Origin of the sequence: Neoaquamicrobium sediminum, from assembly GCF_013240295.1 — a bacterium.
Taxonomy (GTDB): Bacteria; Pseudomonadota; Alphaproteobacteria; order Rhizobiales; family Rhizobiaceae; genus Aerobium; species Aerobium sediminum.
Genome location: NZ_JABETK010000003.1, coordinates 59,787 through 81,935, shown reverse-complemented (window position 1 = coordinate 81,935; position 22,149 = coordinate 59,787). Strand labels below are relative to the sequence as shown.

Below are 22,149 nucleotides of genomic sequence, written 5' to 3'. Positions count from 1 at the left end.
GATCACGTCGTCTTGTCATCGGTGGCTTCCCGTGCCCGAAGATAGTCTTCCGTCGTTCTCGGCGCGGGCCGCTGACGCGCCTCGTAGGGATCGAAACCCTCGTTCATGACGACCTCGACACGACAATTGTCGCACATGCGCACCAGCTCCAGCCGTTGCGCATTCTCTCCCGCAAACATCCAGTGCTTGCCCTCGAGCTTGGCGACGATGCGCTCGACGGTGCTGCGGGTGCCGAACGGAGTACTGCAGCGGATGCAGTCGTAAGGCTCTTCCTGCTTCACCGCGAGGCGCGGTGCACTCCACGCGGCAAAATCCACCCGCGGCGTCAGGGTGATCACCTTCTCCGGGCAGGTCGCCGCGCAAAGGCCGCATTGAACGCATGCACTCTCGGAGAAATACAACGCGGGATGGTCCTCGCTGTCCGAGAGCGCGCCTGTCGGGCAGGCCGACACGCAGGAAAGGCAGAGCGTGCAGCCGTCGATATTGACGTCGAGCCCGCCGAACGGCGCTGCCGCCGGCAATGCCACGCGGTCGACCGGCGTCGGAGCGGCACGATGCAGTTCCCGCATCGTGCTTCTCAACAGGCTGCGCTTGTCGCCGAGCGGCAGGAAGGTTGCGGGCTTCCGCACATTCGTCCCCGGAACGATCCGGACGAGAGCTGACGCGAGGATATCCGGGTCGTCGGCTTCGATCAGCCCGCAGATTTCCGGCCCATAGCCGAGTGCATGCCCGAGAAGATTGGCAATGACGACGTTCCTGGCCAAACCGTCGAGCCCGTGCTTCGGCTTCGCCGGAGAGAGCGCCCTGACCGCCACGGCACCCCATGCAACGGGCGCGGTCCACGCCTCGAGGCCCAGTTGCGTTATCCCGTTGACGGCGACCGGCAGCACGTTTGCGGGCAGACCCCGTCCGAAACGCGAAAGCGCGTCGATGAGCGGTTCGCCATGATCGCCATCGTGAAACAGCACGATCGGGTCGCTACCGCCGGCCTCGCGATAGGTGACCAGCAGCGTGCGCAACCGCCGAAGCAGAGCTTCCGCATCGGGGACGGCATAGGCGGCGGCGCCGGTCGGACAGGCTGCAGCGCAACTGCCGCAGCCGGCACAGACTTCCGCATCGATGACGACGTGGTCACCGGCAGGCGTGATCGCACCGGTCGGGCACAGGTCGAGGCACCGCGTGCAGCCTGTGATGCGCGAGCGCGAATGCGCGCAAAGCTCGGCCGCAAAATTGATGTAGCGCGGCTTGTCGAATTCACCCACTAGCCCGGCCGCCCTGCCGACCGCGGCGGCGATTCCGGCCCGATCGGCAGGATCGGCCTTCAGGTAGCCCTCGCGCAATTCGTGGGCCGGAAACAGCGGAATGCCGCCCGAAATATCGAGGATGATGTCCGCATTGGAGCTCGCGCCGTCGCGAGACGCCCCGAACCGCAGGCTCTCGCGCGAAGAAGGCGCGGGCATTGCGAACCCGTCCACCGTCAGTTCGAAGGCGCCGAGATGGCCCCGCGCGTTTCGGATCGTCCCCTTCACGACCGGGAAATCCCATACCCGGTGCGGCGGAACGTCCTCTGGACGCGTCAGCAGCACGGTGACGTCCAGTTCGCCGGCGAGCTGTCGACCGGCGTCGACCGCCGCCTCGCCGCGGCCATAGACCAGGATCACGCCGCTGCTTGCAAGTGTGACGGACGCCGGCGGCGCGACCGGTTCTGCGGCCATCGCAATGAGGGCCGCAGCCTTCGGCCCGGCTGACGTTGCCTGTTCAGACCAGCCGGCCGCCTCGCGGATGTTCGCGAAAGCAAGATCGCCTTCGAAGTCGGCATCCTCCGCGACCTCACGGAACAGCGGCGCCTGCTGGGTGCAAGCTATCGTGACGGCTCCGCCGGCGCTCAACGCGCTTCGGACGCGGTCGAGTTCGGCGCCACAGAACTGATCGCCGGATTGGACCAGGCCGTTCCTGCACCCGCGGGCGACGCTGTCGCCAAAGCCGGGCATGCTCCTCTCGCAGGAGCAGACGAAGACCGTGCGCGGTTTTTCCAGGCTGCTCATCGTGCCTCCCGCGGCGCGATACCGCCCACTGCGATAGCGCCTTCACTTTAGAACCATTATAAGGATAATACGCTCGCCGTCATCAGCAATGGACCGGCATCATGTCCCTGCGCGCTTCGGTCATGGACCGGGCACTCGATCTGCCCCCGCTTTACAGCCTCGTAATCCTGCGAGAGCACGGCGACGCATTTGCGCACGCCTGCACCATCGCCGGCGAGCAGGGTGCGGGCACGCTGGTATGGGCCCGGCGCTACGATGCGGCCGAATTCGCGGTCGTCCTGGAGCCGGAAGAGCCGTTGGCAGAAGCCCGCCTCGCACTCTATGCCGGCATGAACGCGCTGGCCGATGCGCTTGCGATGCACGCGCCGCCGTCGCGGCCGATCATCTTCGAATGGCCGGACACGATCTGCGTCGACGGGGTGCGCGTGGGCGGCGGGCGCCTGGGCTGGCCTGAGGAAACCCGGGATGACGAGACCCCGGCCTGGCTCGTCTTCTCGGCCATGATCCGCACCACCATCGCCCGTGGCGACGAGCCCGGCCTGCGACCGCTGTGCGGCGCACTCGACGAGGTGGGCTTCGAAGCACCCGACGCAGGCGAGATCATCGCCAGCTTTTCCCGTCATTTGATGTCCGCGTTCCATCAGTGGAGCGAAACCGGCTTCGCGCCGGTCGCCCGGCAGTGGCTGGAACGCCAATCGCGAACCGGCCAGGATGCCCGGCTCGCTGACAATGGCGACCTGCTGCTTTCGGGAAAGCGCGGCCAGGACGGTGTCGAGAGGCAGAGCCTGGCGAAAGCCGTTGCCTCGCCCGGCTGGCTCGATCCCGCGACGGGAATGCCATGGCTTTGAAGCTGCCGCGCACGATCCGTCTCGATCCCTCGGACACTTTCGTCTATTCCCGCGCCGCGGAACCCGGCGAGTGGGCCGTCACCGGCTCCTTCCTGTTCTTCGGCGCCGATGTCGAGGCTCTTTCCGGCAAGGAACGGCAGGCCTTCCGCGCCGGTTTCCTGGGCGTCGACAGCTTCGGCTGGTCCACCCTCGTCGTTGTGACCGAGGCCAGCGCAGAAGAACGCGCGGCCGTGGTCGAGAAACTGGCGGAGCAGCTCGTCGCCCGTTGCGGCGCGCCGGGGCTGGAGGCCGCGCGGCCGGCGGCCGAGGAGGAGGTCGCCTTCGCTCAGTCGCTGTGCGACCATCCGCCGAACACGCTGCTTGCCCTCCACCGCGCGGGCGAGGAGGCAGGGGTCCGCGAAACCTTCCGCACCCTCCACCGAAAGGTGAGCCGGCTCGATCCGGCCACGGCATTTCGCGTCATCGAAATAGATGAGGAAAACGACCCCGTGGACGAGGTCGACATCCGGGCATTGGCGGGAAGGGACAAGTGAAGGATTTTTGGATTTCCTCGGGCCACCACCTGCTTGATCGGGATCAGGCAGGTCGGCTGATGGTGACCGATACGTTCCTCAAGGCCTATTTCGCGCGCCCCGAGCTTCTGCCGCCCGAAGAGGCCTGCGAGGCGGAGCTGCGCCTGCATCATGAGCTTCTGGCTCACAATCCCCGCCGGCCTGTTGGGCAGGACGAAATCGCCGCGTTGAACGACGCAGATGCGCGCGAGAACTGGGCGTTCATGATCGCCTTCCGTGACCGCCTACTGGCCGCGCCCTCGATCGAGGCCGCTTATCTCGAGCTGGCGCGCAGCTCGGCAGCCGACACGCCCCCGCTCTTCATGAACCAGCTCGCGCAGGTGGTGCTGCGCAATACGCTCGACGGCGAGGACGACCCCTTCGTCCTGCGCGCGGCCGAACTGTTCTATCGAACGCAGCGGGTGACCTTCCACGAAAGCGCGCTGCTGCTTGCCGACGCGGAAACGATAGAGGTCCACGAGCAGAACCGCCACGCCTCCCCGCTCCTGAGCATGCTCGGCGGACCTGCCGTCACCGAGCTCGCGATCCTCGAAGACAAGAATGCCGACAGCTATTTTGGCAGGAGCGACGCTTTCGACATGGTGCTCAGTCTCGGCGGCGCCGATAGCCCCGCGCGACGCGGCCTTGCCGCCGCGATGGAAGGCTGGATACGCCATCTGCTGGCCGTCGAGGTGACGATCGAACCGGTCGAGCGGATCGAGGACGACGACTGGGCGTGGTTCGTCGGTCTCGACGCCGAGGCGACGCGTATCGGCAATGCGCTGTGGACGGGCAAGTCTGTTGATCCGGAGGCCATGGAGAACGTCCTGGCGCTGTTCCGGCTCACCTTTTCCGACACCGCGGAAGCCAGGCCTGACGTGGGTGCGCGGCCCGTCTGGCTGATCATGGCGATGACACCCGACCGGACGATCCGCATGAAGCCGCAGAATCTCGTCGCCGGGCTGCCGCTCCGCACTATGGCGGCGGCGAATTAGGAGCGCAGCATGGTGCGTGAAAAGGTCGAAATCGGGGTTATCGTGGAGCGGCGGGCTCTGAAAAACCCCTGGGTTGACCACGCCTGGGTGCCCGTCGCCTTACTCGTCGGCGCGCCGGCCGCCGCGCCATGGACAGTGCTTGAACAATCGGCGGGGCTGATCCGTTATTATGCCGGCGCGATCGAGATGGAGTTCTTCGGAACGGACACGACGATGTATCGGGAGAACCTGCGTTCGCAGCGGCCCAGCCTCTGGGTGGTGCTGCGTCAAACCGATGTGCCGCCAGGGGTCGTGCTGCACCTTGTGACGGCCGATCCCGCCGACGCCGAAGCGCTGACGGAGACCGGTACGGACATCATTGAGGCCCTTCCGATGCCGGTCGAAATACGGCAGCAGCTTGCCGCCTTCGTGGAGGCGCATCACGTCGAGCGCCCGTTCATCAAGCGCAAGCGTGATCGGGCGGACCCCAACGCGATGGCCAGACGGGATCCGAGTCCCGGACATCGGGACGACGGGAAATGAGCGGCGGCAACGAAAATCCCTTCGCCCGCTGGTCGCGCCGCAAACGGGCGGCGCTGTCCGACGAGGCGCAGCCGGTACCCGAAACGAAAGACGCAGGGGACGAGGCTGCCGCGCATGTCTATGCCGACGCCCCGCTGCTGCAACCCGATCCCGCGCAGCCGGAAGCGGCGGAGGCGGAAGCGGCTGACCCTGCAGAGCCCCTTCCCCGCCTCGAGGACCTGACCGCCGAAAGCGACCTTACGGCCTTCCTGAAAAAGGACGTGCCGCTGGCGCTGAAGAGCGCGGCCCTGCGCAAGATGTGGTCGCTCGATCCAGGGATTCGCGACTATGTCGGTCCGTCGGAATATGCCTGGGATTTCAACCAGCCCGGCTCGATGGCAGGCTTCGGCCCGCTCGATGCGAAAGAAACCGTCGTCGACTTCCTGTCGAAAACGGTGCGCGCCTTGGAGCCGGATGCGGGATCGACTGCCGCCGACGAGCCGCCCGGTGCCGGATCTGAACAACCGGCGACCGTTCCGCCGGATTCGGTAGCCGACGCCGGCACGCCGGAACCCTCTCAGGTGCCGGAACCACTCGAACCGGCCCTACCCCTCGACGTTGCAGGCTCGACGGAAACCGCCTCAGATGATGCGGAGCCGGCAAAGCTTCCGCGCCCGACCGACGAGGCCGGGCGTCAGCAGGTCTCCGAACCGGGCCTCCGGCCACGCCACGGCGGCGCGATGCCGCGCTGAGCCGGCGCACTTGAAGGTCACGAATTCTTTCCCTGAACAGGGATTGCATTATGCCCATCGGGAAATACTATAAACGTGCAGTACCGAGGGCATGAATATGCATAGGGAAGCAGGGTTGGAGGAGGCGATCAGGGCGATGGGCGGAGTTTCCGTCCTGGCGCGCGGTCTTGGTGTCGCTCAACCCACGGTTTCGCTATGGTATCGCATTCCGGCCGAACGGGTTCTCTCCGTCGAGGCTCTTACCGGCCTTTCCCGGACCGTACTGCGCCCCGATCTCTATCCCGCGCCCGACGAGCACGCCGCAGGTGTCGATGATATCGACCGCGCGCGGTCGGACGAATACGCATTGCTTGCCGCGCTGCTGCTTGCGCCGCCCGATGCCGCCATGTTGACCCGGCTTTCCGACGTGACAGGCGACGCCGAGATACCGCTTGGCCAGGCGCATGCGGCACTCGGAAGAGCGGCGGGAACCGCGTCGGCAAATAGCGTCAGACGGGAATATTATGAGCTTTTCATCGGCGTCGGACGTGGAGAACTTCTTCCTTACGCGTCCTACTATCTCACCGGTTTCCTCAACGAACGCCCGCTCGCCCGCCTGCGCGGGGACATGATCCGCCTTGGCATCGAGCGGGCGGAAGGCCATTTTGACCCGGAAGATCATCTCGGCACCCTTTGCGAGATCATGAGCGGATTTGCCGGCAATCACTTCATCGCCCCGGATGGCGGCCAGCAGGATTTCTTCGAGCGCCACGTCTTACCTTGGGCCGGGCGCTTCTTCACCGATCTGGAAAACGCGAAAAGCGCCAGTTTCTATCGCTCGATCGGCACGGTCGGGCGGCTCTTCATCGACATCGAGACAGAGGCCTTCGCCATGGAGACGCGGCGAAGCGCATAGACGCATGCCTAGGGCCGGGAGCCCGCAAAAAGAGGAGGAAGGAAGATGCAGGACGAGCGGCAATCGGCACTGAGCCGGCGCAACTTCCTTCGAGCCTTCGGCGGCGCCTCCACCGCCGCCGTCGCGACCGCTGCGTTCGTTCCTACCGAGGCGCACGCCTACGATCCCGGCGAAGAGGAGACGCGGGCCCGTTATCAGGAGACCGATCACGTCAAGACCTTCTACCGCGTGAACGGCTATCCGAAGGGAAAGTGAGGGCGCCATGCTGACGAAACGCAAAGGCGGACAGGCAAGCCGCACGAAACTGCAGTCGCTCATTGGAGGCACGGCGTCGGCTCCCGTGGACCGGCGGACATTCCTTCGCCGATCCGGCCTCGCGGTCGGCGGGGTCGCCGCACTCGGCTCGTTCCAGCTCGGAACGGTCAGGAAGGCCGCCGCGATCAGCCCGCCGCAGCCGGGTGTGCCGATCGAACTGAAAAAGAGCATCTGCACCCATTGCTCGGTCGGATGCACCGTGACGGCCGAGGTCCAGAACGGCGTCTGGACCGGCCAGGAGCCCTCTTGGGACAGCCCGTTCAACCGCGGCTCTCACTGCGCCAAGGGCGCCAGCGTGCGCGAGCTCGTGCACAGCGACCGCCGCCTGAAATATCCCATGAAACTGGTCGCAGGGCAGTGGGAGCGCGTCTCGTGGGACGAGGCGATCAACGGCATCGGCGACAAGCTTCTCGAGATTCGCGAGAAGTCCGGCCCGGAATCCGTCTACTGGATGGGATCGGCGAAGTTCTCCAACGAAGGCACGTATCTCTTCCGCAAGCTCGCTGCCCTGTGGGGAACGAACAATCAGGATCATCAGGCGCGTATCTGCCATTCGACGACGGTCGCCGGCGTAGCCAATACCTGGGGCTACGGCGCGATGACCAACTCGTACAACGACATCCGAAACTCTAAGACGATGCTCGTTCTGGGCGGAAACCCGGCCGAGGCGCATCCGGTCGCCATGCAGCACCTGCTCGAAGGCAAGGAGCTGAATAACGGCAACCTGATCGTCATGGACCCCCGGTTCACCCGCACGGCCGCGCACGCCACGGAGTATGCCCGGTTCAGATCCGGAACCGACATCGCGCTGATCTGGGGCATGCTCTGGCACATCTTCGAGAACGGCTGGGAGGATAAGGAATTCATCGCCCAGCGCGTCTACGGGATGGATGAGGTCCGCAAGGAAGTCGCGAAATACACCCCCGACGAGGTGGAGACGATCACCGGCGTCCCTGGCGATCAACTGAAGCGCATCGCCGAGATGTTCGCGACACAGAAGCCGGCCACGATCATCTGGTGCATGGGCCAGACGCACCACACGGTCGGAACCGCCAACACGCGGGCAAGCTGCATCCTGTGCCTGGCAACCGGCAATATCGGAAAGCCGGGCACCGGCGCGAACATTTTCCGCGGTCACGACAACGTGCAGGGCGCGACGGATATCGGGCTCGATGTGGTCACGCTGCCCTTCTACTACGGGCTGACGGAAGGCGCCTGGAAGCACTGGTCGCGCGTCTGGGAGATCCCCTACGACGATCTGGTCGGACAGTTCGCCTCCAAGGAGCTGATGGAGACGCCCGGCGTTCCGCTGACGCGATGGTTCGATTCGGTTGCGCTGCCGAAGGAAGAGGTCGAGCAGCCCGACGTCATGCGCGCGATGTTCGTGCAGGGCCATGCCAGCAACAGTATCGCCCGCATACCGGAATCGGTGAAGGGGCTTGCGGGTCTTGAACTGCTCGTTGTGGCCGATCCCCATCCGACGACCTGGGCTTCGCTCGCGGTGCAGGCGGGCCGTCAGGAAGACACCTATCTGCTGCCGGTCTGCACGCAGTTCGAGACCTCAGGGTCGCGCGTTGCCTCCAATCGTGCCCTCCAGTGGGGCGAGCAGATCGTGCCGCCGAGCTTCGAGCAGAAGGACGACTATCAGGTCCTCTACCTGCTTTCGCAGAAACTCGGCCTCGCTGACTGGATGTTCAAGAATATCGCGGTCGAAGGTGACCGGCCGGTGCCGGAGGACGTGCTGCGCGAGATGAACCGCGGCAGTTGGTCGACCGGCTATTGCGGCCAGTCGCCGGAGCGGCTCAAGGCGCACATGAAGAATCAGCACAAGTTCGATCTGGTCACCCTGCGCGCGCCGAAGGATGATCCGGAGGTCGGCGGCGACTATTACGGCTTGCCCTGGCCGTGCTGGGGCAAGCCCGAGGTTCGCCATCCCGGAACCTCCAATCTCTACAGCACCGGCCTGCATGTCATGGACGGCGGCAGCCCGTTTCGCGCGCGCTTCGGCGTCGAACGGAACGGCGAAACGCTTCTTGCCGAAGGCTCCTATACGGAAGGTTCCGAACTCACCGACGGCTATCCGGAATTCACTATGGCCGTGCTGCAGAAGCTCGGCTGGGACCAAGATCTGACCCCTGAAGAGCTCACCGTCATCCAGACGATCGGCGACGACATGGGCGACATCGGAGCTGTGTCGTGGTCGACGGACCTGTCGGGCGGCATCCAGCGCGTCGTGCTCAGCCATGGCTGTCATCCATACGGGAACGGAAAGGCCCGAGCCCTCGCCTGGAACCTGCCCGACCCGGTGCCGATCCATCGCGAGCCGATTTATACGCCCAGGGTGGACCTGGTCGCGAAATATCCAACCTATCCGGATGCCCGGCAATTCCGCCTGCCGAACATCGGCTTCAGCGTGCAGAAGGCAGCGGTGGACAACGGCATCGCCAATTCGTTCCCGATCATCCTGACGACCGGTCGTCTGGTCGAATATGAAGGCGGCGGCGAGGAAACCCGGTCGAACCGGTGGCTGGCCGAGCTTCAGCAAGACATGTTCGTCGAGATCAACCCGGCCGACGCGAGCGAGCGCGGCATCAGCGACGGCGCGTGGGTCTGGGTCAACGGAGCGGAGAACGATCGAAGGCCAGGGTGAAGGCGCTGGTGACCGAGCGTGTCGGCAGGGGTGTCGCCTTCATGCCCTTCCATTTCGGCGGCTGGTTCCAAGGCGAGGATCTGCGGGCCAACTATCCGGAGGGAACCGATCCCTATGTGCTGGGTGAAAGCGCCAACAGCATCACCACCTACGGCTACGACCCAGTGACGGGCATGCAGGAACCGAAGGTCACGCTTTGCCAGATCGCGGCGGCTTAACAGAGAGGAACGAACAATGGCCAGGATGAAGTTCCTTTGTGACGCCGACCGCTGCATCGAGTGCAACGCCTGCGTCACCGCCTGCAAGAACGAGCACGATGTGCCCTGGGGCATCAACCGGCGCCGTGTCGTCACCATCAACGACGGCAAGCCGGGCGAGCGCTCGGTCTCCATGGCCTGCATGCACTGCACCGACGCGCCATGTGCGGCGGTATGCCCTGTCGATTGCTTCTACACGACAGCGGACGCGGTAGTGCTGCATTCGAAGGATCTGTGCATCGGCTGCGGCTACTGCTTCTACGCCTGCCCGTTCGGCGCGCCGCAATATCCGCGTGTCGCCAATTTCGGCTCGCGCGGCAAGATGGACAAATGTACGTTCTGTGCGGCCGGTCCAGAGGCGGATTCGACCGAGGCCGAATATGCGAAATACGGCGCCAATCGCCTGGCCGAAGGCAAGCTGCCGCTCTGCGCGGAGATGTGCTCGACCAAGTCGCTGCTCGCCGGCGACGGCGAGATCATCGCGGCCATCTACAAGGAGCGTGTCACGCAGCGCGGGTACGGCTCCGGAGCATGGGGCTGGCAGACGGCCTATCGCGAGACGGTCGAAGTCTAGGTCAGGATCTAGCAACCTAGCAGCGGGCGCTGGACGGGTTCCCGCGGCAAACACGCTCAGGAGGATGAAGCACATGCGGATCTGGAGCCTTGGTCGATTGATTCCGCCGGCTGTCGCAGCGTTCATTCTGGCCATCGGCCTGGTTGTCGTTCCTGCGGGCGCGCAGGAAGGCTCGGGAAGCAACCCCACCGCCCAGGCGGTGAGCGAACGGCAGCTTCTCGATGAGCTTAACAAGGTCCAGGGCCGCGTCAGCATACCGGACCGGAAGGCCGCGACCTTGCAGCAGCCGCAGGGCCGCGACTATCAAGGCTTCCATGAGCGCGCGCTGCCGTGGATCGGCGGCATCGCCATCGGTGGCATGCTGCTCGTGCTTTTCCTATTCTACTTCATCAGGGGCCGGATCCGCACGCAGGCGGGTGAATCTGGCGTCAGAATCCTCCGGTTCAACGCGTTGGAGCGCCTGGCGCATTGGACGACCGCTGTAGCCTTCATCGTCCTGGCCATCACGGGTCTGAACTTCGTCTTCGGCAAGCGCTTGCTGATGCCGCTTATCGGACCAGAGGCATTCTCGACATGGACGGTATGGGCGAAATACGCGCATGATTTCGTCGCCTGGGCGTTCATGCTCGGCGTGCTCGTCATGCTGGTCCTGTGGGTCTGGGACAATCTCCCCGACCGCTACGACGCGAACTGGCTCAAGAAAGCCGGCGGGATGTTCGATCGATCGAACAGGACGCATCCGCCGGCAGCGCGCTTCAACACGGGACAGAAGCTCATCTTCTGGGCTGTCGTGCTCGGCGGAATATCGTTGTCGGTTTCTGGCATCTTCCTGCTGTTCCCGTTCGTTTTTACCGACGTCAACGGCATGCAGATGGCCCAGTATGTCCACGCGGCCGTCGGCGTCATCATGGTCGCGGTCATCATCGCGCACATCTATATCGGCACGCTCGGCATGGAGGGCGCCTACGATGCGATGGGTTCCGGCACGGTAGATTTGAACTGGGCCAAGGAGCATCATAGCGCCTGGGTCGAGAAGCAGCAGGCCAAGGCCGACGGAAGGGTGCCGCCGCACAATGCCACCGAGCCGGCAGAATAGACCGATCTTCCCCCGATCAAAAAGCCCGGACCGGTCGGTCCCCAGCCCTTAACTGAAATGTGGACTTCTAGTTGAAGTTCCTCCGAAACCACATAAGTCTCAAAGGCTTGTGGGGTTTCATCCTGCCAGCGAAATCTGAAACGGACGAATAGCTTCGGCTGCCCGCCCCTTAGGCGGGGTCGACTTCCACCTCTGCAAGAACCTGCTGTGCCAGAACGCCGGGCAGCCTTCGGCAATCGAAGGACTGACGGGGACGGAGCTCCGCAAACGGGGCTCCCTCCTGGTGATGCCTGGCGGGCTACACCATCTAATTAGTGTAACTCCGCCACATTAGATTAGTGTCCTTCAAAATCAGCAAATTAGTGTTAGAGGAATGCATGAAATTAGTGTAAACAATCCCGATTACAATGTCCTCAGGAGCCATAATGCCAGGCATGACACCGAACGAACTTCTCGCCACCTCCCTCAACGAGTTGCGCGGGATCACCGAGAAGGGGACGAGGTCGGTGATCCGGAGCGATGCGTTGAGCCGGGTCCATAGGGAACGGTTGACGAAGACCGGCTTCGTCGAAGAGATCATGCGTGGCTGGCTTGCCGTCAACTCGCGTCCTTCGGACAGGCGGCGCGTCGACGCAGCCTGGAGCACCGTATACTGGGAATTTATCCGCGAGTACCTGAGTGATCGGTTTGGCCAGGACTGGTGCCTGTCGGCTGAAAGTTCGGTGGCTCTCTGGGCAGAGAATTGGTCGATCGCGAAGCAGATCATCGTCAGGAGCCCAGCGGCAAACAATCAGTTAGTGGAATTGCCGGGAAACACCTCGCTCTACCTGTTGCGCGTGGCTGCCGTGGGCGATGCAGTCGAACATGGCGGTCAGCGCGTAATGACCAAGGAGGCAGCCGTCATCAACAGCGCGAAGGTCAGCTGGACCACAGCGCCCACCGACCTCATCGCCGTAATCGGTTCAGTGAGGGGGTCTGCGGATCTGCTCCGCATCCTGCTTCCGAATGGTATGAGCACGGTCGCGGGGCGCATCGCGGGCGCTCTTCGGCACCTCGGCCGCGGCCGCGACGCCGACGAGGTGCTTTCATCGATGGCAGCGGCGGGATACAACGTCCTAGAGGAGAACCCCTTGGATGACCGTGCTCACGCGTTGCTGGATACCCGCAAGGCAGCAGCCCCGGCCGCGACACGGATACGGAACATGTGGGCCCGCATGGCCCCCGATGCCGTCGCCGCCATCGACGTCGAGGCAACGCTTATCAACGACATCGATGGCTACATGGACGAGATCGAGGAAAGGTATGTGGCCGACGCCCTAAATTCGCTTTCGATCGAGGGCTACCAAGTATCGGAAGAACTCATCGAGCGGGTAAGGTCAGGCTCCTGGAACCCGGAAGAGCATGCGGGCGACGCAGACGCGCGAAATGCCATGGCCGCGAAGGGCTATCGCCTGGCGTTCGAGGAGGTGAAGGCCGATATCCAGAAGATCCTCGAAGGCGCTCCATCGGGCGAACTGCTTTCCGACAGGCATCAGGACTGGTTTCGCGCGATGTTCCAGCCATCGGTCCAGGCGGGCATCATCGCTGCGCACAGACTTGCGGGCTATCGCGATCACAACGTCTATCTTCGAGGGTCATCTCACGTCCCGCTGCCTCCTCATGCGATCATGGATGCCATGGAGGCGCTTTTCGAATGCATCGGCGACGAGCCCGATCCCAGAGTGAAAGCAGTCGTCGCGCCGTTCCTTTTCACCTACATCCACCCGTTTCCCGACGGGAATGGACGATGCGGGCGCTTCCTCATGAACACGCTTCTTGCAGAGGCAGGACTCCCATGGACGGTTGTACCGCTCGATCAGCGCGACCGTTACATGGCCGCTCTCGAGGAGGCCAGCCAGCACGAGAACATTCGCCCGCTAGCGACCTTCATCGGGGAACTGGTGAAAGCACCACCTCCTCCACGGCCAAGCGAAACGGCTTGGAGCCGTAAGCCGTAATCACGACGGTGAGCGGGGGTGGGTCGCCACGGGTGTAGCGTGGCTGATATGTCCAGCGACAGGTAGCGCTCGCGTCAGGCGCTCAACCCCACACGTGGAACGCGATCCTCCGGAACTGTAATTCCCGACGGTTGGCAGACGAACTTCAAGGTTGCAATCTTCATGCAGAGTCTAAGAAAAAGGACGACCCGTAGTTGGTGATGGGTCGTCCACATTTCGGTTAAGGGCTGGCGGTCGGTCCGGGCTTTTTCTTTCTGGCGCTGGCGGCTTCGGCACCCGCGGCCTGATCGCATCGGGCCGGGCTTCAAAGCACGTCTCGATCTCTCAGATGTCCCGCTTTACGCATGTCCGGGTCCCGGAACCGGTTCCCGCGTTCGGGGCATGCTTTCAGGAAGATATTTCGTCGCGCCCGACCGCGCTGGGATCAGGTTCGCCGGACCAGTTCGGCCCGACGAGGTTGTGGCCCGGGTCACCCACTCTCACGCTTTCGGTGCTATAGGCCTGCCACGCTGGCTGTTGCTGCGGTGCGTTCAGAAAAAAAACTCCGGCGCCAAGCGCGATTGCGACCGCAAGGACGATTCCCGTCAAGATCATGCCCATTCCCGCCTACTCCTGCCTTCCGAGCCAAGCCGCCGATGGCCCGCCCCCGAATAATTCTGTCGTCGCAAGCCGCGCCTATTCGTCCTCATCTGGATCGGCGGCCCGCGATGGCCCGGTCGCCGGGCCCGACCTCTGCTGATACTGAAGGTCGAGCGCTGCCAAAGCCATCAGCGGCGGCGGCATGGCGACGCCGGCAACCCTCATTTCACGAGCTGTTTTGTGGCATTGCGCGATGTCGTTGGCGGAGGCGAGTTGTTCGGCTGCCTCCACTGTCAGCACCGCCTCCTTCGGTGTGCTGGTCACATCGGCAGGCGGCACGGGCGCAGCCCTGCTTTCCTTCTGCGGCGCATTCGACCGAGCCGCTCGCGGCGGCATTGTCCTTGCCGGGCTTCGGAGCATCGGTCGCTACGCCATCCTGTCCGGTGATCTCCTGCGCCGAGCCGGTTTCTTCGTCTGCCTTCGCCTGATCAGCGTCGGTCGTGCCCTGCGTGGCAGCGCTTTTCCCGCTTGGTGCGGTCTGCCCGGCCGACGCTGACTGTTGAGCTGGCGGCTCTGCCGATTTTGCCGCGCCGGCCGGCGCGGCTGGCTCGGGCGGGGGTGCCTTCATGAAGGCGACGAGTTCCTGACAGAGATTGGCCGGGCCGCCTTGCTGCGGGGCGACCTCATCGGTCTGCGCTTCAGCTGCGGGAGCAGCAGGCTGCGGCGACGTGGTGGTCTGTGCCCATGAAGCCGAGGCCGAGAGCACGAACATACCAGCGAGGATGATACTTTTCATCGTTAGCTCCTTCCCTGTTGTTAAGAAGCCGGCCGCCCTCTTTGCCGTAAGGTGCAGGATCATCGCCCGACTTGCAAGTTGGAACGTGAGAGCCGGTTCCGAGCTTATGTTCGATGGCAGCGGCGTGAGCGCAGCGAGATGGCAGTCAAACGTCCATGAAAACGCCAAGCTGAGCCACGGATCGGCCGCGTGGCGGTGTTCCGGAGCTTAACGGCGGGGCCTTAGCGGCGCGCTACTTTCTGGCTTGCTATCGGAAACCCGGTCATCTGAATCGGAAACGGGAACACTGTGGGGCTACTTCGTCGTTTGGCATCCGATCCGTGCCGCGGCCACCGGCCCCGGTATCCTGCACTCGTCCCAACTGGGCCGCAACCGCTTACGATCAGCATTCCGCAGCGCCCCGAGGCTTTCTCAATATGACGCGCATAGGGCGCCCAGCTTAACACATCCCTGTCGTGCGAGAACGCAATGCCGGCCGGCACCACGGCGTGCAACAGGACCGCGAGGATGGCTGTCTGGGACAGCGATCTCTAGGCAGCAATCCCGTCTCGAACAAGAAACTGAATAGTCATCTCAATCATGTCTGATCCGGCCGTTGCTGTGGACGGTTCCATTGCAGATGCCATGTTGAGCTTTTCCCGTACCTGAACAGGTTTGTGCGCAAGGGAGACGGGAAGGTCGGGTCATCGATCGAGAGTGACAGATACTCGCCCGCCTTCTCGCCCTGGCGCTTCTAAGCCAACCGATCTCGGGGCCATCTGCCTTGCCACGATGAACACGAAAGTCCGGCGCGTTCTCGGTTTCAACAGGGTCTGCCACGACAATCACGAGCTCAAGATCCCGCATTGCAGTGCTCAGTCGGCCGGCAAAGCCGGTTGACGTGCGCTCCAATTTTCCAATCGGTGGTGTCCCGCGGATTGGTGTAGCTGGCGGCATTGGTGGCCGCGCTCTCCGGCTCGGCCGGGCTGATCAGCGCGCCACTGCGGGCAGGCTGATGAGCGGATCATCGCTCAACTGGCCGACGCTTTCCAGTGTCATGTATCGGGCGCGCTGGACGGCCCACTCGTCGTTCTGTTCGAGCAGGAGTGCGCCGTCGAGGCGGACGATGGCATCGTCGTTGGGGAAGATTCTGACGACATCTGTGCGCCGCTTGATCTCGCCGTTGAGCCGTTCGATCGGGTTCGTCGAGTGCAGCTTGGCGCGATGCTCCTTCGGGAAGGTCATGTAGGCGAGCACGTCGGGCTTGGCGTCGTCGAGGATGGCGGCGAGCTTCGGCACCTTCGGGCGGATCTGGTCGGCGACGGCCCGCCACTGGGCGCTGGCCGCTTCCGGCGTTTCCTGTGCGAAGGCAGTGGCGATGAAGGCCGAGACGACGCGACGGCCGCTCTTGCCGGCATGCGCCAGCACGTTGCGCATGAAGTGGACGCGGCAGCGCTGCCAGGTCGCCGAGAGCACCTTGGTGACGGCAGCCTTCAGGCCCTCATGGGCGTCGGAAACGACCAGCTTCACGCCGCGCAGGCCGCGGCGCGTCAGCTTGCGCAGGAACTCGGTCCAGATCGGCTCGGCCTCGGACGTGCCGATCTCCATGCCCAGCACCTCGCGCCGGCCGTCGGTGTTGACGCCGACGGCGATGATGACGGCGACGGACACGATGCGGCCGCCACGGCGCACCTTCAGGTAGGTTGCATCGATCCACAGGTATGGCCAATCGCCTTCGATCGGTCGTTCAAGGAAGGCCTTCACCTTACCGTCGATCTCCTCGCACAGCCGGCTGACCTGGCTCTTCGAGATACCGCTCATGCCCATGGCCTTGACCAGGTCGTCGACCGAGCGCGTCGAGATGCCCTGGACATAGGCTTCCTGGATCACCGCCGTCAGCGCCTTCTCGACCATGCGGCGCGGCTCCAGGAAGCCTGGGAAGTAGGATCCCTTCCTCAGCTTCGGGATGCGCAACTCGACGGTGCCGGCCCGCGTCTCCCAGTCCCGGTCGCGATAGCCGTTGCGCTGGGTCAGCCGCAGTGGGTTCTTATCGCCATAATTTGCACGGTCGCGGCACCTACCTCCATTTCCATCAGCTTCTCGGCAGCAAAGCCAATCATCTCGCGAAGCAGATCGGCGTCCGGGGTCGTCTCCACGAGCGCGCGCAGGTTCATCATGTCGTCAGTCATCGGTGTCCCTCCCAATCAGGAGTTGGCTTCGACGGCCAGACCCTACCGGAAAGCGCCGATGACCACCGCGCTATCCAGCTACACCACGTCCTGCGACGTCACCCCTGCTGACACCTCGATGTCAGGAAACGCACCCATATCATCCACCACCAAATATCAACACAACGCCAACCAAGCCCTGCGTTATGCCGCACTTCAGCGCTGGCGAACGGCAAACTGGTGAACGTCTGGGAAGGGATCGAGTGCCGTATGTCGGCTTGCTCCGTTTCTGCGCTAGAACCGGAAGGTCCGCTCACGTGAAGAGTTTCGGGCGCCGGCAGGCGTACGAAAGTCCCCGAGGAAGGAACCCGCGGGGCACGGTCGACTGCTATGGGGATTTCGATTTGCGGCCGATGTTGGCGATCGCGCGACCGCGTTTGGGAAGAGTGGGGATGGATGGGGAGAGCGGCTTCGTTGTGCCTCCGCGCAGTCCAGCCGATCCCGCACGAGGATTGTTGCGACGCTGTCGGCGGCGATTTTGACGATAGACGCGCGGGGGTCCGTTGCCGGCGGCGGGGTGCCTGCGGCTGATGCGTGGACCAAGCCATGTCGGGTCATGGGTCGGTCTCCCGGTTCGTCGCGGTCGTATCGGGCGGTCCGCGAGGCTGTCTCCAGCGTTCGCACACCTCGAGATGATCATGCGTCCGCCGCAGCACGGGCACGGCGGGCGGAAGTCCTCCCGTTCTTCGGGATCATCGGGGTCCGGTGGCGCAGCTACGTCCAGGAGTTCGCGGGCGAGCGCGAGGCTGGCCTTGCGGGCGGAGCCGGCGAGCAGGCCGTCGTGTCGGATGCGGTGGAAGCCGCGCGGCAGGACATGGAGCAGGAAGTGGCGAATGAACTCGTCGGGACCAAGCGTCATGACCTGCTGGCGATCGGTGCCGTCGCGGCGGTAATCCTTGTAGCGGAAGGTGACGCCACTCTCGTTGAACGCTATCAGGCGGCTGTTCGATATCGCGACCCGGTGAGTATAGCGCGAGAGGTAGGCGAGCACCGCCTCCGGTCCGTCGAAGGGCGCCTTGGCGTAGACCACCCAGCGCTTCGTCCGGACGGGAGCAAGGTGGCGCAGGAATGCGCGTCGCTCGATGAGGTGCGCCAAGGTGCCGAAGAAGGCAAGTCGCCCGGCCTCGTGCAGCACGAGCAACCTGGTGAGGAAGAGCCGTCGGAACAGCTTGCCAAGCACGCGCACCGGAAGCAGGAAGGCCGGCCGCGAGGAGATCCAGCGCTTCCCGTCCGGTGTGATGCCACCGCCTGGCACGATCATGTGCACGTGCGGATGGTGGGTCATCGCCGAACCCCAAGTATGCAGCACGGCGGTGATGCCGATGCGCGCGCCGAGATGTTTTGGATCGGCGGCGATCGTCAGCATCGTCTCCGACGCCACCTTGAACAGCAGGTCGTAGACGAGCGCCTTGTTCTGGAGCGCGATGTCGGCGACCTCGGCTGGCAGGGTGAACACGACGTGGAAGTAGCCGACCGGCAGCAGGTCGGCCTCGCGCTCGGCAAGCCATGTGCGCGCCGCCGCGCCATGGCACTTCGGGCAGTGCCGGTTGCGGCAGGAGTTGTAGGCGATCCGCCACTGGCCGCAATCCTCGCAGGCCTCAACATGACCGCCAAGCGCTGCGGTGCGGCAGTTCTCGATCGCCGACATGACCTTGAGCTGAACGAGGCTCAGGTGCCCGGCATGAGCGGCCCGGTATGCAGGCCCGGCAGCACGGAAGATGTCGGCGACCTCAATCGAGGCGCGCACGGTTCAGCCGTCGGGCGAGATCTACGTCGGTCTAAACAGCCCGAGCTTGTCGAGCGGACTGGTGACCGTGCGCACCGTCCGTGTCGCGACCTTGGCGTAGAAGGCGGTGGTGTTCAGCTTGGCGTGCCCCAGCAGGACCTGGATGATCCGGATGTCGATGCCGTCCTCCAGAAGGTGCGTTGCGAAGCTGTGGCGCAGCGTGTGCGGCCCGACCCGCTTGGCGATGTCGGCGGCCTGTGCCGCCTCGACGACGATGCGATAGAGATGCCGCGTGCTGATCGGCTTCATCGCGTGCTGTCCCGGGAACAGCCAACCGTCGCGGTGCATCACGCCCTGCTGCCGACCGACCTTCCACCACTCACGCAGCAGCGTCAGCAGATCCTCGGAGAGCATGGCATTGCGATAGCGCCCGCCCTTGCCGCGCTCAACGCGCAGCAGCATGCGCTCGCTGTCGACGTCGGCGACCTTCAGCATCGACACCTCGGCGACCCGCAGGCCCGCACCATAGGCGACAGAGAGCGCGGCCTGGTGCTTGAGACAAGTCGTGGCGGTGAGCAGCCGGGCCACCTCGTCGCGGCTCAACACCACGGGCAGGTTGCGCCGATGCGCCAGCCGGACGAGCCTGCGCGCGAGGTCCGGGCGGTCAAGCGTGTGGATGAAGAGGAAGCGCAGCGCCGACACGATGCTGTTCATCGTCGGCACCGGGACGCCGTCCTCCTGCTGCTCGATCTGGAACCGGCGCAGGTCGTCGGCGGTCGCCGTGTCAGGTGAACGCCCGAGGAATGCCGCCAGGCGTCCGATGTCGCGGAGGTAGTTGCGCTGCGTCTCGCGTGAGAAGCGCCGCATGTTCATGTCGTCGATCAGCCGCTGGCGCAGCGGGCTCACGGGTGCGTCGAGATCAGGGAAAGTCATCGTCAGGCTCCTTGTTGAAGAAGCCCGTCATGCTCTGCCGCTGCCGCGACGCTCAATGGAGGCCCGACCTCCGGCCTGTGCCCTCTACCTCAACCCCAGGCGCCCTCCCGCGCGAGCGGGTTCGGTCTCCGGCCCCAAAGCTGCTGTCTGGGGCTGGCTAACGCGTTTCTTGTCCGGCGCACGTCATCAGTATTGGCGTCATCGTTCTCACATGGTCATCGATCCGCTCGAGCACCTTCTCCGGTATCACGGTCCGTTCCGGCAATCCCCACCAGTGCTCGTTGACGCGCTCGACGGTCTCCATCACGGTCTTTAACACCGCCGGCTCGGGCAGCCGAGCACGGTTGGCGAATGCTTTCCATCTCGGTGCAGCGAGGGCCTTGAAAGATCGCTCGCCGCCGAGAGAGAGGGCCATCGCGTCGGCAGGGATATAGGGCACGGTCGATAGGACGTCATAGACTGGCGCAAGGTCCGGCTTGTCGCCATCGCCGGGAAAGATAAGCGACCAGTTTTTGAGGTGCATGTCACCATTGCCGGTAATGACGCTCAGTGCCAGGCGGCTTACGAATTTGAGAGCAGCCATCGGAGAAATTGCCGCGTTCAGAGCGGCGGCAATGTCGTGATATGCGACCCCTTCGTACTTGCGAGCGGGGTAGACGCCGAAAACCTGCGCAAAATCCTCGATATGGATGCGCTCGCCACCGCCGCGGTCAAAGCGCTTGATGAGCAAAACCTTGCCGTCCGACAGCGTGTCGAATTCTTTAGGAATTCCCTCGAATTCCGACTTCTCCACAAGTTCGCGCTTTGGCACGTCCATGCCGATTGCGGCAGCCAGCGCCAAATTGGCGAACTCGTTTTCCGAAACGCCGGGGAAGGCCGTCGAAGGGAATTTGGCGATGTATTCGCCCTGCTCGTCCCCCATCGGCAACGTCAAGCCGCCGCCCCTGCCAGTGTGTTTCATCACCGAGAGCTTCATCTGTACGCCCGCAAGCGAGAAGCGGGCTTTTGGCTTGTTTTTTGCGGCATCCTCGACAATTGACGGGGTGCCATCGCTTGGCAGGACTCTTACGGCACCTGGAAGATCCGCACCCAAAGTGGCCAGCAAGTCAAAATCGTTTCCTGGACGCACATTGCCGGCGTGATGCTTTTCCATCGCCTCGCGCAGTTTTTCTTCGGGAAGAAGGTTCGCGAAGAACGCGGGCAACGCACCAGCGATAGGCTTCGGATCCTTTCTCAATCCTCCGGCTGCTGCCCTGAAGGAAAGGCTGAGCACTGGAAACCCGCCGGTCGCGCGGTAGGCTGCTTCGAAGTTGAAGGCGTTGAAATCGCCCGGCGTCCTAACGATCGTTCCGACCTTCAAATCCTTCAACAGCACGTCGAGGGACGAGATGGTCTTGGGTGCCCTAAGCATCTCGATCATGATCGTCCTCGTCGGCCTGGGTAACAAAGGCGGGGAGATCGTCATCGTCGTGCGGTCGCAGCAAAGAGTTAACTGCCGGAACCATGGACTGCGGGATCAGCATCATCTCCAAGCCCAAAGCGCGGGCAATGTTTATCAGAGTGGTCGCTCGGGCTGCGGCTGTCCCAGTTTCGATGTCGCGATAGCGGGGCCGCGATATGCCGGCCATGTCGGCTATCTGTTCCTGCGTCAACGACGCGGCAAGTCGCGCCTGCTTGAGCAGGCGACCGATTTCGAGCAGTGCCGCCGATTCTGAAGGCATAGAGATACCTATACATTACATTGCAAATACGAATGGTACGCAAAGGTATCGTTATGCCCCCGGCGCGTCAAGTAAATGATCCGTTGAGAGATCATTATCGCGATGAATGAAATGCCTACAGAACCTGGCCTGCTTCAGCGTCAGGCTGCACGTACCTTTCCCGCAATTGTCCAGATTTTCTTTTTCTGTTTTGCTCTCTACTACGAGGCAGTATGCGCGCCTGGTCGATGAATGGGTGACGGCGATCGATCTGCGTGCGGAGGAGTATGGCACGCACTCGCTTAGGCGCACGAAGGCGTCGATGATCTACCGGGCGACAGGAAACGTTCGCGCCATGCAGATCCTGCTTCGCTACTCCGAGATCGAGAGCACGGTCCGCTATCTTGGCGTCGATGTGGAAGACGCGCTTCTGTCGGCTGAGAGAACCGAGATCTGACGTAGAGCGGCCATCCTGACCTGCGGCTTTCGGGTATCGAAGTTGAGAAGCGGCCGAGCAGGTGCTCGCCATTCAACTGACCTGTCTCTTTCTACGGTCGCTAAGCCATTGAAAAGGCAGTATCACTCGATCGAATCGGCTTTTTTGGTTCGTCCTACATCGTCCGCACTCGTTCGGGCGGTTCCCGAGCGGGATCATACCATCTACGTTCGCGTGGCTTACTCTTCTATGCTCCCGTGCAGTATCAACTTCACGCCAATGTTCCCGAACGGGAA

At 63.6% G+C, this 22,149-nt stretch carries 17 protein-coding genes and 5 pseudogenes; 13 read left to right on the top strand and 9 right to left on the bottom strand.

Features of this window, described 5'->3' with window-relative positions:
• Positions 1-2 precede the first annotated feature (2 nt).
• The gene (locus tag HK436_RS23095; RefSeq protein ID WP_173193883.1) at positions 3-2,045 is read right to left on the bottom strand and encodes a 4Fe-4S binding protein; all 2,043 of its coding nucleotides are present in this window, start codon (positions 2,043-2,045) and stop codon (positions 3-5) included.
• Positions 2,046-2,146: 101 nt separating this feature from the next.
• Here HK436_RS23095 and HK436_RS23090 point away from each other — a divergent pair, with 101 nt between their 5' ends.
• From HK436_RS23090 to HK436_RS23040, 11 genes and pseudogenes are all read left to right on the top strand, one after another.
• Complete coding sequence (locus HK436_RS23090) at positions 2,147-2,893, top strand: biotin/lipoate--protein ligase family protein (RefSeq protein ID WP_173193881.1); 747 nt, start codon at positions 2,147-2,149, stop codon at positions 2,891-2,893.
• Entirely contained in the window at positions 2,884-3,426 is a 543-nt protein-coding gene (locus HK436_RS23085) for a DUF6505 family protein (RefSeq protein WP_173193879.1), read from the top strand. Before HK436_RS23090 ends, HK436_RS23085 begins: the two co-directional genes overlap by 10 nt.
• Positions 3,423-4,439, top strand: a complete 1,017-nt coding sequence (locus HK436_RS23080; protein ID WP_173193877.1) for a DUF6352 family protein — start codon at positions 3,423-3,425, stop codon at positions 4,437-4,439. The genes HK436_RS23085 and HK436_RS23080 overlap by 4 nt, the downstream gene beginning before the upstream one ends.
• 9 nt (positions 4,440-4,448) lie before the next feature.
• Entirely contained in the window at positions 4,449-4,961 is a 513-nt protein-coding gene (locus HK436_RS23075) for a DUF3305 domain-containing protein (protein ID WP_173193875.1), read from the top strand.
• Entirely contained in the window at positions 4,958-5,692 is a 735-nt protein-coding gene (locus HK436_RS23070; protein ID WP_173193873.1) for a DUF3306 domain-containing protein, read from the top strand. Before HK436_RS23075 ends, HK436_RS23070 begins: the two co-directional genes overlap by 4 nt.
• Positions 5,693-5,783: 91 nt before the next feature.
• A complete protein-coding gene (locus tag HK436_RS23065) occupies positions 5,784-6,587 on the top strand; it encodes a molecular chaperone TorD family protein (RefSeq protein WP_173193871.1) in 804 nt (267 codons plus the stop codon).
• 45 nt (positions 6,588-6,632) lie between these two features.
• Positions 6,633-6,842, top strand: coding sequence for a twin-arginine translocation signal domain-containing protein (locus HK436_RS23060; protein WP_173193869.1), 210 nt, complete (start codon positions 6,633-6,635; stop codon positions 6,840-6,842).
• Between the two features lie 7 nt (positions 6,843-6,849).
• Positions 6,850-9,770: pseudogene (locus HK436_RS23055) on the top strand (formate dehydrogenase subunit alpha).
• Positions 9,771-9,786: 16 nt separating this feature from the next.
• Positions 9,787-10,383, top strand: a complete 597-nt coding sequence (gene fdh3B, locus HK436_RS23050; protein WP_173193867.1) for a formate dehydrogenase FDH3 subunit beta — start codon at positions 9,787-9,789, stop codon at positions 10,381-10,383.
• Between the two features lie 73 nt (positions 10,384-10,456).
• Complete coding sequence (locus HK436_RS23045) at positions 10,457-11,479, top strand: formate dehydrogenase subunit gamma (protein WP_173193865.1); 1,023 nt, start codon at positions 10,457-10,459, stop codon at positions 11,477-11,479.
• Positions 11,480-11,904: 425 nt separating this feature from the next.
• Positions 11,905-13,476, top strand: coding sequence for a Fic family protein (locus tag HK436_RS23040; protein ID WP_244649352.1), 1,572 nt, complete (start codon positions 11,905-11,907; stop codon positions 13,474-13,476).
• Positions 13,477-13,863: 387 nt separating this feature from the next.
• On the opposite strand, the gene HK436_RS23035 is transcribed toward HK436_RS23040, so the two are convergent.
• The 4 genes and pseudogenes from HK436_RS23035 to HK436_RS23020 form a co-directional block, all read right to left on the bottom strand.
• Positions 13,864-14,076 (bottom strand): hypothetical protein, encoded by a 213-nt coding sequence (locus HK436_RS23035; protein ID WP_173193863.1) that lies wholly within the window; start codon positions 14,074-14,076, stop codon positions 13,864-13,866.
• A gap of 205 nt (positions 14,077-14,281) precedes the next feature.
• The gene (locus HK436_RS23030) at positions 14,282-14,914 is read right to left on the bottom strand and encodes a hypothetical protein (protein ID WP_244649351.1); all 633 of its coding nucleotides are present in this window, start codon (positions 14,912-14,914) and stop codon (positions 14,282-14,284) included.
• Between the two features lie 514 nt (positions 14,915-15,428).
• Positions 15,429-15,787 (bottom strand): annotated as a pseudogene (locus HK436_RS23025) (DUF736 domain-containing protein).
• Between the two features lie 33 nt (positions 15,788-15,820).
• Positions 15,821-17,019, bottom strand: a pseudogene (locus HK436_RS23020) (IS256 family transposase).
• A gap of 58 nt (positions 17,020-17,077) precedes the next feature.
• On the opposite strand from HK436_RS23020, the gene HK436_RS23015 reads away from it, so the two are divergent.
• On the top strand, positions 17,078-17,242 hold the full coding sequence (locus tag HK436_RS23015; RefSeq protein WP_173193861.1) for a hypothetical protein: 165 nt from the start codon (positions 17,078-17,080) through the stop codon (positions 17,240-17,242).
• Positions 17,243-17,612: 370 nt separating this feature from the next.
• Here the strand turns inward: HK436_RS23015 and HK436_RS23010 are convergent.
• The 4 genes and pseudogenes from HK436_RS23010 to relB form a co-directional block, all read right to left on the bottom strand.
• A pseudogene (locus tag HK436_RS23010) lies at positions 17,613-18,805 on the bottom strand (IS91 family transposase).
• A 21-nt stretch (positions 18,806-18,826) separates the two neighbouring features.
• The gene (locus HK436_RS23005) at positions 18,827-19,717 is read right to left on the bottom strand and encodes a tyrosine-type recombinase/integrase (protein ID WP_173193859.1); all 891 of its coding nucleotides are present in this window, start codon (positions 19,715-19,717) and stop codon (positions 18,827-18,829) included.
• Positions 19,718-19,874: 157 nt separating this feature from the next.
• Positions 19,875-21,137 (bottom strand): type II toxin-antitoxin system HipA family toxin, encoded by a 1,263-nt coding sequence (locus HK436_RS23000; RefSeq protein WP_173193857.1) that lies wholly within the window; start codon positions 21,135-21,137, stop codon positions 19,875-19,877.
• Positions 21,121-21,438, bottom strand: coding sequence for a type II toxin-antitoxin system RelB family anti-toxin (gene relB, locus HK436_RS22995; RefSeq protein ID WP_173193855.1), 318 nt, complete (start codon positions 21,436-21,438; stop codon positions 21,121-21,123). The genes HK436_RS23000 and relB overlap by 17 nt, the downstream gene beginning before the upstream one ends.
• Positions 21,439-21,637: 199 nt before the next feature.
• On the opposite strand from relB, the pseudogene HK436_RS22990 reads away from it, so the two are divergent.
• A pseudogene (locus HK436_RS22990) lies at positions 21,638-21,874 on the top strand (site-specific integrase); the annotation flags it as partial.
• Positions 21,875-22,149 lie beyond the last annotated feature (275 nt).

Bases quoted from the DNA above. Each gene is read 5' to 3' on its own strand.
- HK436_RS23095 (WP_173193883.1), bottom strand. From the start codon at position 2,045: ATGAGCAGCCTGGAAAAACCGCGCACGGTCTTCGTCTGCTCCTGCGAG.
- HK436_RS23090 (WP_173193881.1), top strand. From the start codon at position 2,147: ATGTCCCTGCGCGCTTCGGTCATGGACCGGGCACTCGATCTGCCCCCG.
- HK436_RS23085 (WP_173193879.1), top strand. From the start codon at position 2,884: ATGGCTTTGAAGCTGCCGCGCACGATCCGTCTCGATCCCTCGGACACT.
- HK436_RS23075 (WP_173193875.1), top strand. From the start codon at position 4,449: ATGGTGCGTGAAAAGGTCGAAATCGGGGTTATCGTGGAGCGGCGGGCT.
- HK436_RS23070 (WP_173193873.1), top strand. From the start codon at position 4,958: ATGAGCGGCGGCAACGAAAATCCCTTCGCCCGCTGGTCGCGCCGCAAA.
- HK436_RS23065 (WP_173193871.1), top strand. From the start codon at position 5,784: ATGAATATGCATAGGGAAGCAGGGTTGGAGGAGGCGATCAGGGCGATG.
- HK436_RS23060 (WP_173193869.1), top strand. From the start codon at position 6,633: ATGCAGGACGAGCGGCAATCGGCACTGAGCCGGCGCAACTTCCTTCGA.
- fdh3B (WP_173193867.1), top strand. From the start codon at position 9,787: ATGGCCAGGATGAAGTTCCTTTGTGACGCCGACCGCTGCATCGAGTGC.
- HK436_RS23045 (WP_173193865.1), top strand. From the start codon at position 10,457: ATGCGGATCTGGAGCCTTGGTCGATTGATTCCGCCGGCTGTCGCAGCG.
- HK436_RS23040 (WP_244649352.1), top strand. From the start codon at position 11,905: ATGCCAGGCATGACACCGAACGAACTTCTCGCCACCTCCCTCAACGAG.
- HK436_RS23035 (WP_173193863.1), bottom strand. From the start codon at position 14,076: ATGGGCATGATCTTGACGGGAATCGTCCTTGCGGTCGCAATCGCGCTT.
- HK436_RS23030 (WP_244649351.1), bottom strand. From the start codon at position 14,914: ATGATCCTGCACCTTACGGCAAAGAGGGCGGCCGGCTTCTTAACAACA.
- HK436_RS23015 (WP_173193861.1), top strand. From the start codon at position 17,078: ATGACCACCGCGCTATCCAGCTACACCACGTCCTGCGACGTCACCCCT.
- HK436_RS23005 (WP_173193859.1), bottom strand. From the start codon at position 19,717: ATGACTTTCCCTGATCTCGACGCACCCGTGAGCCCGCTGCGCCAGCGG.
- HK436_RS23000 (WP_173193857.1), bottom strand. From the start codon at position 21,137: ATGATCGAGATGCTTAGGGCACCCAAGACCATCTCGTCCCTCGACGTG.
- relB (WP_173193855.1), bottom strand. From the start codon at position 21,438: ATGCCTTCAGAATCGGCGGCACTGCTCGAAATCGGTCGCCTGCTCAAG.